Genomic DNA, 12,323 nt, shown 5'->3' with positions numbered 1-12,323 from the left:
CGGCGTTCCCGGGACCTCCCCCCACGGGGTCAGCTCCGGTGACGTTCGGTGACGAGCCGGGAGGGTCCCGGCTGCGAAGACGCAGCTGACCACCGTATCGGGTGTCACCTTCACCCCTTGCTGCCGCCGTGATCGTCACGGACAGTATTCGCCGACCGTCCCATCGGACGTGGTCGCAGCGGAACTGAGCGGGGGGACTCATGCGAGTCGTGGGGAGAGGCGTGCGCACGCGCGCCATGGCGGCGATGGCGGCGCTGGGGGTGACCGCAGCCAGCTGGGCCCTCGTGGTCCCGGGCGCCGCGCACGCCGACTCGGCGCCGGCGCCGGTGGCGGCGACGAACCCGACCACGGTGTCGGCCGACGGGCTGCCGACGGTGCAGATCAACGGCGTCGTCTGGTCACAGGTCGTCGTCGGCAACACGGTCTACGCGGCCGGGCAGTTCACCCGGGCCCGTCCCGCCGGGTCGGCGCCGGGCGTCAACGAGACGGTGCGCAACAACCTGCTCGCCTACGACATCCGGACCGGCGAGCTCGTCGCGGGCTTCGCACCGAGCCTCAACGCGCAGGCGATGGTCGTGGCCGCCTCCCCGGACGGCACCCGGCTCTACGTCGGCGGTGACTTCACCACCGTCAACGGCGTGACCCGCAACCGCATCGCGGCCTTCGACACCCGCACCGGCGCGCTGGTCGACACGTTCCGGCCCAGCGTCAACGCCCAGGTGCGCGCGATCGCCGCCACCGACACCACCGTCTACTTCGGCGGCAGCCTCACCGCGGTCGGCAGCGTCAGCCGGACCCGGCTGGCCGCCGTCCGCGCGTCCGACGGCGGCCTGCTGCCCTGGGCGCCGACGCCGGGCGTCGGCCCGACCGGCCGGCCGTGGAACCGCGACGGCAACACCGCCACGAGCAACGCGGCGATGGCACTGGTCGTGACCGGCAACGGCTCGCAGGTCGTCGCCGCCGGCCGCTGGGACACGATGGGCGGGGTGCGCGCCACGGCGATCACCGCGCTCGACCCGGTCACCGGCGCCAACCGCGGCTACCAGATCAACACGATCCTGACCAACCAGGGGATCAACTCGGCCGTCTACAGCCTGTCGACCGACGGCGCCAACGTGTACGGCACCGCCTACGACTACTGGGGTCCGGGCAACCTCGAGGGGTCCTTCTCGGTCCGCGCCACCGACGGTGCGATCAACTGGGTGAGCACCTGCTTCGGCGACTCGTACTCGAGCTTCCCGATGAACGGCGCGCTGTACCACGCCGCCCACCCGCACCACTGCGCCGAGATCGACGGGTTCCCCGAGCAGGCGCCGCGGGTCAACAAGTTCGCCATGGCCGTCTCGCTGGCCCCGGCCAGCAGCGGCGGCGCCGCGCACCGGCTCTACGGCGGTGCCTGGGTCGGCAAGCCGGCGCCGGCGCAGCTCGCCTGGTTCCCGAGCATGCCCAGCGGCACGTACACCGGTCAGTACCAGGCCGGCTGGAGCGTCAGCGGCAACGGCCAGTACGTCGTCTACGGCGGTGAGTTCCAGCGGGTCAACGGCGTCGCGCAGCAGGGTCTCGTGCGCTTCGCGCTCCCGTCGTCGGCGCCGAACCGGATCGGTCCCGAGGTCGGCCCCGTGCTCAACCCGGCCGTCACGTCGCCGGCCGTCGGCACCGTGCGCGTGGCCTGGCGGGCGACGTCCGACCCGGACAACGCGAACCTGACCTACCGCGTCATGCGCTCGGACCGCACCGCGCCGGTGTTCACGACCACCGCCGCCTCGATGTGGTGGGACCGGCCGGGGCTGGCCTGGGTGGACCGGGACGTCGTCCCGGGGCAGACCTACACCTACCGGATCGTCGCGGTCGACCCGTTCGGCAACACCGCGTCGGGCACGAACGCCACCGTCACGGTCGCCTCGGCCGCCCCGGCCGGCAGCGCCTACGCCGGCACCGTCCTCGCCGACGCGCCGCGGCACTACTGGCGGCTGGACGAGGCCGCCGGTGCGCGCCGCTCCGCCGACCAGGCCGGCACCGACGACCTGCTGTTCGGCACCGGCGTGACCCAGGGTGGCGCCGGGGCGCTGGGCGGCGCCGTGCCCGGGGCGTCGGCGACCTTCAACGGCACCGAGCAGGGCACCGGTGCCCAGTCCACCCGCAGCCAGGCGCCGGACACGATGAGCGCCGAGCTGTGGTTCAGCACCCGGTCGACCACCGGGGGCGTGCTCATGGACTTCACCAACGTCGAGACCGGCAGCACCGGCGGCGCGCACGACCGGATGATCCACCTGGACCCCTCCGGCCGGCTGCTGTTCTCGGTGTGGCCGGGGTCGGTCGCCACCGTCTCGAGCACCCAGGCGTACAACGACGGCGCGTGGCACCACGCCGTCGCGACCATGGGCCCGGCCGGGATGGCCCTGTACGTCGACGGCGCCCTGGTCGGCACCAAGGCGGACACCCGCTCCGGACAGGTCTTCCGCGGCCTGTGGCGGGTCGGCGGTGACGGCCGCTGGGTCGGCAGCACCGACTGGTTCAACGGACGGCTCGACGAGGTCGCCGTCTACGGGACCCAGCTGACCGCGGCGCAGGTGCAGCGGCACTGGACCGTGGGCCGGACCGGCACCGGTGGCGCCAACGCCGCCCCGACGGCGTCGTTCACCCCGGCCGCCACCGGGCTGACCGCGTCCTTCGACGGCCGCGCCTCGGTCGACCCGGACGGCACGATCGCCCGGTACGACTGGACCTTCGGCGACGGGACGACCGGCACCGGGGCCACGGCCGAGCACACCTACGCGGCCGGCGGCACCTACACGGTGCGGCTGACCGTCACCGACGCGGCCGGCGCGACCGGCTCCACCGAGCGGACGATCACGGTCACCGCGCCGGCGGCCAACCAGCCGCCGACCGCGGCGTTCACCGCCTCGGCGACCGGCCTGACCGCGGCGGCGAGCGCGGCGGACTCCAGCGACCCCGACGGCACGCTGACCGGGTACGCCTGGCAGTGGGGTGACGGGGCCACCGGCACCGGCGTCTCCGCCACGCACACCTACGCGGCGGCCGGCACCTACACGGTCGGGCTCACGGTCACCGACGACCGGGGCGCGACGGCGACCACCACCCGCGAGGTCACGGTCACCGCACCGGCCGGCCCGGCGGTGCTGGCCGGTGACACCTTCACCCGCACGGTGAACGGCGGCTGGGGCAGCGCCGACGTCGGTGGCGCCTGGACGGCGACGGCGGGGGCGACCCGGCTGTCCGTCACCCCCGGCGCGGCGGCGCTGAACCTGCCGGCGGCCGGCAACAACACCGGCGCGCAGCTGGCCGGCGTCTCCGCCACGGCGGTCGACGTCCGGACCGCCTTCACCCTGGCCGCCACCCCCACCGGCAACGGCACCTACGTGTACGTCGGTGGCCGGCGGGTCGGCGCCGACGAGTACCGCGTGGGCGTCCGGGTGCTGCCCGACGGCCGGGTCGGCCTGACGCTGTCGCGGCTGGCCGGCGGCACGGAGGCCTGGCCGGGCGGTGAGGTCCTGCTCCCGGCGGGCACCTGGACGGCCGGGAACGCGCTCAACGTGCGCGTCCAGGTGAGCGGCACCGGCACCACGACCGTCCGCGCGACGGTGTGGGGTGCGGGCACCGCCGAACCGGCCGCGCCGCAGCTGACCCGCACCGACACCACGGCCTCCCTGCAGGCCCCGGGGTCGGTGAGCCTGGCGGCCTACCGGCCGTCCGCCGCGACCGCCGCCCAGGTGGTGCGCTTCACCTCCTACTCGGTGACCGCCGGGCAGTGAGCACCCTCCCGGGCGGGCCGTCCTGCGACGGCCCGCCCGGGACCGACCCTCCGTCCGACCAGAGGCCCGTCACCCACGGTGACGGGCCTCGCTCCTCGGAGGGGGAGACCGCGCGGCCCTGCCCCCTGCGGGTGAGGGCACCCGCGCAGCCCTCCCGGCGGCCCCGCCGGCCCGGCGATGCTGCTGGGCAGCCACGACGCCGCGCACCCGTGCCGGCGTCCCCCGACCGGTCCCGGTCGCAGAACCACGGAGGCCCCCGGGTGGACCACTCCAGCGCCGCACTCGTCGTCCCGCGCCCGGGACGGCCCGGCGGCGAGAGCCTGCGCGCGACGCTGCGCCGGCTGTCCTCCGCGCAGAAGGGGGCGGCCGGCGCGCCGGCCTACTCGCGCTTCGTCAACCGCCCGCTGGGCCGGGTGTTCGCCGCCCTGGCGTTCCACGCCGGGCTCACCCCGAACGCCGTCACCGCGGTCAGCGGGGCGACCACCGCCACCGGCATCGTCCTGCTCGCGCTCGCGCCGCCGTCGGTGCCGACGGCGCTGGCGGTCGCCGCCTGCCTCGTCCTCGGCTACGCGCTCGACGCCGCCGACGGGCAGCTCGCCCGCCTGCGCGGCGGCGGTTCGCCGGCGGGGGAGTGGCTCGACCACATGGTCGACGCCGCCAAGGCCTCCGGCCTCCACCTGGCCGTGCTGGTCGGGCTGTACCGGTCCACCGACGTCGACCCGGTGCTGCTCCTGGTCCCGCTCGGCTACTGCGTCGTCGACGCGGTCACCTACTTCGGCACGATGCTCAACGAGGCGCTGCGCGCGCAGCACGGCGTCGCCACCCGCGCCCAGCCCAACGCCCAGCGGGTGGGCGTCGGCCGCTCCCTGCTGACGCTGCCGACCGACTACGGCCTGCTGGCCTGCACCTTCGTGCTCTACGGGTGGACCGCGGTGTTCGTGCCGGTCTACACGGTCCTCTTCCTCGCCGCGGCCGGGTTCCTCGCGCTGGCCTCGGTGAAGTGGTTCCGGGAGATGGGCCGGCTGCCGCGATGAGCCGCCCGCGGCTGCTCGTGGCGCACCCCGGCGCGGAGCTCTACGGGGCCGACCGGATGCTGGTGGAGTCGGCGACCGCGCTGGCCACCCGCTTCGACGTCACCGTCGCCCTGCCCGGGCCCGGCCCGCTGGTCGCCGAGCTGGAGGCCCGCGGGCTGCGGGTCGAGCTGTGCCCGATGCCGGTGCTGCGCAACTCCGCGCTGCGCCCGCGCGGGTTCCTGCGGCTGGTCGCCGACGCCGTCCGGGGCACGCTGCCCGCGCTGAGGCTGCTGCGCGCGCACCCCGCCGGCGTGTACGTCAGCACGCTGACCCTGCCGTCGTGGCCGCTGCTGGCGCGGCTGGCCGGCCGGCGCTCGGTGGACCACGTGCACGAGGCCGAGCGCTCGGCGCCGCGGCTGCTGCGGCGGGGGATGGCGCTGTGCCCGGCCCTGTCCGACCGCGTGGTCGCCAACAGCCGGTTCACCCTGGACACGCTGGCCGAGGTGTCCCCGCGGCCGGCCCGGCGCGGCGCGGTCGTGCACAACGCCGTCCGCGCGCCGGAGGAGGTCGTGCCCCCGCGGGTGGCCCTCGACGGCCCGGTGCGGCTGCTCTACGTCGGCCGGCTGTCGCCGCGCAAGGGCCCGCAGGTCGCCGTCGCCGCGCTGCGGGACCTGCTCGACCGCGGCGTCGACGCCTCCCTGACGCTGCTCGGTTCGGTGTTCCCCGGCTACGAGTGGTTCGAGGCGGAGCTGCGGACGACCGTGGCCGGGGCCGGGCTGGAGGAGCGGGTCACCTTCGCCGGCTTCCGCGCCGACGTGTGGCCGCACCTGGCCGACGCCGACGTCGTCCTCGTGCCGTCGGTGGGGGACGAGTCCTTCGGCAACACGGCCGTGGAGGCCGTGCTCGCCGCCCGCCCGCTCGTGGTGAGCGCGCACAGCGGGTTGCGGGAGGCGGTCGACGGCTACCCCGGCGTGCAGGCCGTCGTCCCCGGCCGGCCGGAGGCGTGGGCCGACGCCGTCGCCCGGGTGGCGGCCGACTGGCCCGCCGCCCGCACGGCCGCGCTGGCCGGCGCCGCCGCGGCCCGCCGCCGGCACACCCCCGAGCGGTTCACCGCCGAGCTGCTGGCCGCGGTCGGCGTGCCCGCCGCGGCGGTCCCGGTGCCGGTGGCCGCCCCTCCCTTCGGGTGACGGGACCCGCACGGGTGATGACGGTCGGTCAGCCCGCGCTGTGCACTCGCCGGGCAGAGAACGTCACCAGGGGGATCTCGCCATGACAGTGATCGGCTACGCGCCGGGCGCCTACGACCTGTTCCACATCGGGCACCTGAACATCCTCAGGCACGCCGCGGCGCACTGTGACCGGCTGATCGCGGGCGTGGTGTCCGACGAGATGCTGTTGCTCACCAAGGGCCGGCTGCCGGTGGTGCCGCTGCCCGAGCGCCTGGAGATCGTGCGCAACCTGCGCTGTGTCGACGACGTGCACGCCGAGGTCGTCCCGGACAAGATCGACACCTGGCGCGAGGTCGGGTTCGACGTCATCTTCAAGGGCGACGACTGGCGCGGCACCCCCAAGGGCGACCGGCTCGAGCGCGACTTCTCCGCCGTCGGGGTGGAGGTCCGCTACTTCCCGTACACGATGCACACCTCGAGCACGGTGCTGCGGCGCGCGCTCGCGGCCCTCGACGCCCAGACGGCGGTCGACGGCGGCGTCCTCCGGTGACCGGCGGCCGCTCCCGGCTGCCGCTGCCGCCGGTCCTCATGTACCACTCGATCAGCCCGTCGGCCGAGCCCGACCCGCACGCCCTGCGCGTCCACCCCGCGCGGCTGGACCGGCACCTGGGCCTCCTGCGGCGGCTGGGCCTGCGCGGCGTCCCGCTCACCGAGCTGGTGCGGGCCGCCGAGCGGGGCGCGGCCGCCGGCCTGGTCGGCCTCACCTTCGACGACGGCTACACCGACTTCCTCGACCACGCCGTCCCGGTGCTGCGGCGGCACGGCATGGCCGGCACCGTCTACGCGGTCGCGGGGCTGCTGGGCGGCACCAACGACTGGGACACCGGCCCGCGGTTCCGGATCATGGACGCCGGGCAGCTCCGCGCGGTGGCCGCGGCCGGCCAGGAGGTCGGCAGCCACACCCTCACCCACGCCCGGCTCGCCGGGGCCGACCCCGCGGTGCTCGCCGCCGAGGTCGGGGAGAGCCGGCGGGTGCTCGAGGACGTCCTGCAGGCCGAGGTGCCGGGCTTCTGCTACCCCTACGGCTCCTACGACGACGCCGCGGCCGACGCCGTCCGGGCCGCGGGCTACGACAACGCCTGCGTCACCGGCGACTACGAGCCCGGCGACCGCGTCACCCTGCCGCGCTGCTACGTGTCCCCGCGGGACACCCGGGCGCACCTCGTCGCCCGCCTGGTCCGGCACTCGGTGCGGCTGCGCCGCGCCGTCGCCCGCGACGCCGCGCGCCCGGCCGCCCCGGTCGCGGGGGCCGGCCGGTGACCCTCACCGCCGAGCGGCCCACCGGGCAGCAGCCGCGGGAGGAGCGCCCGGCGGCGTCGCCGCACCGCTTCCGCGCCGACGTCGAGGGCCTGCGCGCCGTCGCCGTCGGCCTGGTGCTGCTCGACCACGTCCTCGGCCGGCCCTCCGGCGGGTTCATCGGGGTCGACGTCTTCTTCGTCATCTCCGGCTTCCTCATCACCGGGCTGCTGGTCCGGGAGCGCGAGCGGACCGGGCGGATCTCCTTCCGCGCCTTCTACGTGCGGCGCGCCCGCCGGCTGCTGCCGGCCGCGGTGGCGACCCTCGCGGCGACGTCGCTGGCGGCCTGGCTGCTGTTCCTCGGCGGCCGCCTCCAGGAGACCCTGACCGACGCGGCCTGGGCGCTGGCGTTCGGCGCCAACGTGCACTTCGCGCAGCAGGGCACCGACTACTTCCAGCAGACGGCGGCCCCCTCGCCGGTCCAGCACTTCTGGTCGCTGGCGGTCGAGGAGCAGTTCTACCTGGTCTGGCCGCTGCTGATCCTGCTCGTGGTGGCCGTCGCCGGACGGGGGCGCTCCGCGCGGCCGCTGCTGGCCGTGGCCTTCCTCGCCGTCGTCGCCGCGTCGTTCCTGTGGTCGGTGCACGCCAGCGCCGTCTCGCCGACGACCGCGTACTTCTCCACGTTCACCCGCGCCTGGGAGCTCGGGCCGGCGCCCTGGTCGCCGTCACGGCGACGCAGCTGCGCCGGCTGCCCGGCGTGCTCCGCGCCGCGCTGGCCTGGGCGGGGCTGCTCGGCGTCCTGGCGTCGGCGGCCGTGATCACCTCGGCCGACCCCTTCCCGGGCTCCGTCGCCGCCCTGCCGGTCCTCTCGGCCGTCCTGCTCGTGGCGTTCGGCGACGCCCCCGGCGGGCCGGGCACCCGCTGGGTGCTGGGCAGCGCGCCGGCCCGGTTCCTCGGCCGGATCTCGTACTCGCTCTACCTGTGGCACTGGCCGGTCGTGGTCCTCACCGCCGCCGTCCTCGGCGCCGGGACGCCGACCACCGCGGTCGTCGCGATCGTCGTGTCCCTGGTCCTCGCCACGGTCTCGTACGCGGCGATCGAGCAGCCGGTCCTGCACTCGGGCTGGCTGCTGCCCGGCGGGCGGCCGCCGGGGCCGCAGCACCGGGCCGCCGTCGTGCGCCGCCGGGGACGGCTCGTCGCCGCCGCGACGGCGACCGTGCTCGTCGTCGGCGGCGCCGGGCTGACCGTCGCCTTCCCGCCCGGCCGGCTGGACGCGCAGGCGGTGGCCGCGGCCGGCGCGGCGGCGCAGGCGGCCACCGAGGGCGACCCGCTGACCCGCGAGCTCCGGGCGTCGGCCGCCCTCGTGGCCTGGCCCGCGGACCTGCAGCCGGCCCTCGACGAGCTCCCCGGCTACCTCGAGGAGCAGTGGAGCGGCGGGTGCTTCGACGTCGGTGACTGGAACGCCGACCGGTGCGTGTTCGGCGACCCCGGCGCGCCGCACTCCGCGGTGCTGCTCGGCGACTCGGTCGCCGGCGCGTGGCTGCCCGCGCTCCGGGCGGCCGTGGAGCCGCAGGGCTGGTCGATCCGGACGCTGACCATGGGCCAGTGCCCGAACGTGGACGCGGTGACCCTCTACCAGGGCCGGCCGTTCACCGAGTGCGCCGAGCACCGCGAGTGGGCCCTGGACCTCATCGACCGCACGCGGCCCGAGCTCGTCGTCCTCAGCCACACCTACGACACCCGGCTCGCCGACCCGGACGCCGACAAGGCGGCCGTCTGGGAGCAGGGGATGACCTCGGTGGTACAGCGGGTCCAGCGGTCCGGCGCGCGCGTCGTCGTGCTGACCGGCCCGCCCTCGGGCGCGAACCTGCAGACCTGCGCGACCACGGTCAGCACCCCGGCGGACTGCGTGCAGGAGCCGCCGCGGCGCTTCCTGCAGCAGGTGGCCGTCGAGGAGGACGTGGCGGAGGCGACCGGGGCCACGTTCGTCGACCCCGAGCGCTGGTTCTGCGTCGACGACCTGTGCCCGGCCGTCGTCGGGTCCACCCCGGTCTACGCCGACGGCCTGCACATGACCGCCGAGTACGCCGAGCGGATCGCCCCCGAGGTGGGGGCGGCCGTCCTCGGGACCGCGTAGGTGGCCGGCGTGGGACCGCGCGGCCGGGCCGCCGGGGCCCTCGTGGGACAGGGCACCCAGGCGCTGGCCGGCCTCGTCCTGCAGGTCGCGGCCGCCCGCGAGCTGGGCGCCGCGGGGCTGGCGGTCTTCTCGCTCGCCTACGGCGCGCTCGTCCTGGCCACCGCCGTGTCCAGCGGCCTGGTCGGCGACTCGCTCACCGTGCTGGACCGGCACGACCCCGGGATCCGCGCGGGCCTGCACGTGGGCGCGGTGCTCGTCGCGGGCGCCGCCGGCGCGGCCGGGTGCCTGCTCGCCGTCGTCAGCGGGGCCCTGCCGCTGTGGGCGGCGCTGCTCGCCGGGCCCGCCGTCGTCGCCTTCGTCGTCGAGGACGCGCTCCGCCGGCTGCTCATGGCCGCGGGCCGGTTCTGGTCGCTGCCGGCCGTCGACGTCACCGCCCTCGTCCTGTCGCTGGCCACCCTCGTGCTCGCCCGGTCCGCCGGGGAGCTCACCCTCGCGTCCTTCGTCGCCGCCCTGCTCGCCGGGCAGGCCGGCGCGGCGCTGCTCGCCTGGGCGCTGCTCCCGGCCGGGGAGCGGCCGCACGGTCCGTGGCGGCGCCCGGCGCTCGGGGCCGTCGCCGCCTTCGGCGTCTGGCGGGCGGCGGCGCAGACGATCCGCCCGGCGCAGCTCACGCTGCTCCGGCTGCTCGTCGTCGGGGTGGCCGGCGCCGCGGCCTACGGCCCGCTGGAGGCCGCGCGGGTCTACACCGCCCCGGCGATGGTCCTCGTCGCCGGGCTCGGGTCCTTCCTGCTGCCGCACTTCGTCGCGCTGCGCCCGCGGGGTGCGCGCGCCGGCCTGGACGCCGCCGACCGCGCCGCCGCCGGCCTCGCGGTCCTGGTCGGCCTGCTGGGTGTGCTCGCCGTCGTCGCGCTGCCGTGGGCGGGACCGCTGCTCACCGGCGGGGGGTACGACGTGCCGGTGGGCGCGGTGGCCGCCTGGAGCGTCCACGCCGCGGCCGCAGCCGCGTTGCTCCCGTACGCGAGCCTGGCGTCGGTCCACGGGCGGCAGCGGCGGGTGCTCGCGCTGCGCGCGGTCGAGCTCGGGTCGCTGGCCGCCGTCGCGCTGCTGGTGACGACCGCCGACGGCGCCGTGCCGTGGAGCCCCCTGGCCCTGGCGCTCGGGCCGGTGCTGGCCGCCGTCGCCGTGCGCCGGACGCTGCTCGTGCCGCAGGTCCGCGCGGAACGCGCCGCCTCTGCGGAGCCGCGGGCCGCAGCCGGGGCGGTCGCCCGGTGACCGCGGTCGTCCCCGCGCCGGTCCGGCCCGACCACCGGCCGCCCGCGGTCCCGCCGCGCACCCGGTCGCGGTCCCTGGTGACCCTCGCCGCGCTGCTCGTGGTCGTCGGCAGCGTCGGGTGGCGCCGCGGCGAGTACTTCACCGGGTCGCTGGACCCCGTCGTCGTCGCGAAGGCGTGCGTCAGCGTCCTGGCCCTGGCCCTGGCCTTCCTCCTCGCCCAGGCCGGCCCGCGCCGGCGGGTGGGGACCGGGACGGTGTGGTGGCTGGGCCTGCTGCTGGCCTGCACGGTCCTGGGCGCGCTCACCGCGGGCCACCTGGTCGCCGGGGGAGTCGTGGCGGTCCGCGTCGCCCTGCTGGGCGCCACCGTCCTCCTCCTGCTGCGGGCGGTGTCCGCGGTGGACGTGCTGACGGCGGTCGTGCGGGCGTGCGTGGCAGTGGCGCTGGTCGCCGCCGTCACCGGGCTGCCCTCGTACACCGACGGGCGGCTGGCCGGCGGCGTGCCCGCCATCGACCCCAACGAGCTGGCGCTGCTGGCCTCGACCGGGGTCCTGTACGTCGCCTGGCGCACGGTCGTCGGCCGGGCGGGGGTGCGGGCCGCCCTCACCGCGGCGGTCCTGTCCGGCGTCGTGTGGGCGACCGGCTCGCGCACGGCCCTGCTCATGCTCGTGCTCGGGGTGGCCGCCATGGCGCTCCACATCCGGCGCCCCCGGGTCGGCCTCGTCGTCGGCGGCCTGGTGCTGGCCGGGGCCGCGGCCGTCACGGTGGTCTCCACCGGGGCCGTGGCCGGGTTCGTCTCCCGTGGCGGTGACGGCACCAGCACCCTCGGCTCGCGGTTCATCGCCTGGCGGGCCGCGCTGGACTGGGCCGACTCCCAGTGGCAGACCGCCGTCGGCGGCGGCCTCTCGGTCAAGATCATCCGCGTCCAGGGGCAGTACTGGGACACCCAGCCGCTGGACAGCAGCTGGGTCTCGCTGCTCGTGCAGGCCGGCTGGGTCGGCGTCCTCCTCGGCGGCGGCTGGGTGCTCTGGAGCCTGCGCGGGGTGCTCGAGGCGCCGCGCGCGCACCGCGTCCTGTTCCTCGGCCTGCTGGTCTTCCTGCTCGGCCGCAGCGTGCTGGAGAGCGGGCTGTTCGACGCGAGCGTGGCGTTCCTGCTGTTCACGGCGGTCTCGCTGCTGGCGGAGGGCGGCTCCCGGGATCGGCTGCGCGCCGAGGAGTCCGAGGTCCCCGCGTAGGACCCGCCGGTGCGCCGGCCACCGCACACCACGACCCGTCCTCCGCCTGCGGAGGACGGGTCGTCGGCGTCCCGGGCACGGTGCACGCCGGCGGACGTCCCCGGGGGCCGGCTCCGGCCGACACCGGACGCGGCCCGGGACCCGGGGGCGTCCCTGCCTCCCCGGGCGCGGGCGCCGGGGAGCCGCCCTCGGCCGTCCCCGGGACGGGGCCTCTGCACCCGCCCCGGCGTGGGGAGGGGGCTGGCACCGTGCGGGGCCTCGAGGGCCGTCCCGTGGGGACCGCCAGGGCCGGCGGCGGTCCCGTCGTGCGGCGGTGGGCGGCGTCCGCGGGTGGGGACCCACGGGAACGGCCCCCCCCGGCCCGCGCGGGGGGGGGGGGGGGGGGGGGGGCGGGGGGGGGGGGGGGGGGGGGGGGGGGGCGGCGGGCCGGGGGG

9 protein-coding genes are annotated in these 12,323 nt (G+C 77.3%); all 9 read left to right on the top strand.

Annotated elements, in window-relative coordinates:
• Positions 1–221 precede the first annotated feature (221 nt).
• A complete protein-coding gene (locus tag ACI8AK_RS20185; protein ID WP_456957716.1) occupies positions 222–3,773 on the top strand; it encodes a PKD domain-containing protein in 3,552 nt (1,183 codons plus the stop codon).
• Positions 3,774–4,033: 260 nt separating this feature from the next.
• Entirely contained in the window at positions 4,034–4,807 is a 774-nt protein-coding gene (locus ACI8AK_RS20180) for a CDP-alcohol phosphatidyltransferase family protein (RefSeq protein ID WP_456957714.1), read from the top strand.
• Entirely contained in the window at positions 4,804–5,973 is a 1,170-nt protein-coding gene (locus tag ACI8AK_RS20175) for a glycosyltransferase (RefSeq protein ID WP_456957712.1), read from the top strand. The genes ACI8AK_RS20180 and ACI8AK_RS20175 overlap by 4 nt, the downstream gene beginning before the upstream one ends.
• A gap of 82 nt (positions 5,974–6,055) precedes the next feature.
• Positions 6,056–6,505, top strand: a complete 450-nt coding sequence (locus ACI8AK_RS20170) for an adenylyltransferase/cytidyltransferase family protein (protein ID WP_387987914.1) — start codon at positions 6,056–6,058, stop codon at positions 6,503–6,505.
• The gene (locus ACI8AK_RS20165; protein ID WP_387987913.1) at positions 6,502–7,275 is read left to right on the top strand and encodes a polysaccharide deacetylase family protein; all 774 of its coding nucleotides are present in this window, start codon (positions 6,502–6,504) and stop codon (positions 7,273–7,275) included. The genes ACI8AK_RS20170 and ACI8AK_RS20165 overlap by 4 nt, the downstream gene beginning before the upstream one ends.
• Positions 7,272–8,069 carry an acyltransferase family protein gene (locus tag ACI8AK_RS20160; protein ID WP_456957710.1) on the top strand — a complete coding sequence of 266 codons (798 nt, stop codon included), beginning with the start codon at positions 7,272–7,274 and terminating at the stop codon, positions 8,067–8,069. Before ACI8AK_RS20165 ends, ACI8AK_RS20160 begins: the two co-directional genes overlap by 4 nt.
• On the top strand, positions 8,009–9,388 hold the full coding sequence (locus ACI8AK_RS20155; protein WP_456957708.1) for an acyltransferase family protein: 1,380 nt from the start codon (positions 8,009–8,011) through the stop codon (positions 9,386–9,388). Before ACI8AK_RS20160 ends, ACI8AK_RS20155 begins: the two co-directional genes overlap by 61 nt.
• A 9-nt stretch (positions 9,389–9,397) precedes the next feature.
• Positions 9,398–10,657 (top strand): hypothetical protein, encoded by a 1,260-nt coding sequence (locus ACI8AK_RS20150; RefSeq protein WP_456903349.1) that lies wholly within the window; start codon positions 9,398–9,400, stop codon positions 10,655–10,657.
• Positions 10,654–11,889 carry an O-antigen ligase family protein gene (locus tag ACI8AK_RS20145; protein ID WP_456957706.1) on the top strand — a complete coding sequence of 412 codons (1,236 nt, stop codon included), beginning with the start codon at positions 10,654–10,656 and terminating at the stop codon, positions 11,887–11,889. Before ACI8AK_RS20150 ends, ACI8AK_RS20145 begins: the two co-directional genes overlap by 4 nt.
• Positions 11,890–12,323 lie beyond the last annotated feature (434 nt).

Source organism: Geodermatophilus sp. SYSU D00867, assembly GCF_054050315.1.
This window is presented reverse-complemented; position numbering and strand designations above follow the sequence as displayed.

Bases quoted from the DNA above. Each gene is read 5' to 3' on its own strand.
- ACI8AK_RS20175 (WP_456957712.1), top strand. From the start codon at position 4,804: ATGAGCCGCCCGCGGCTGCTCGTGGCGCACCCCGGCGCGGAGCTCTAC.
- ACI8AK_RS20170 (WP_387987914.1), top strand. From the start codon at position 6,056: ATGACAGTGATCGGCTACGCGCCGGGCGCCTACGACCTGTTCCACATC.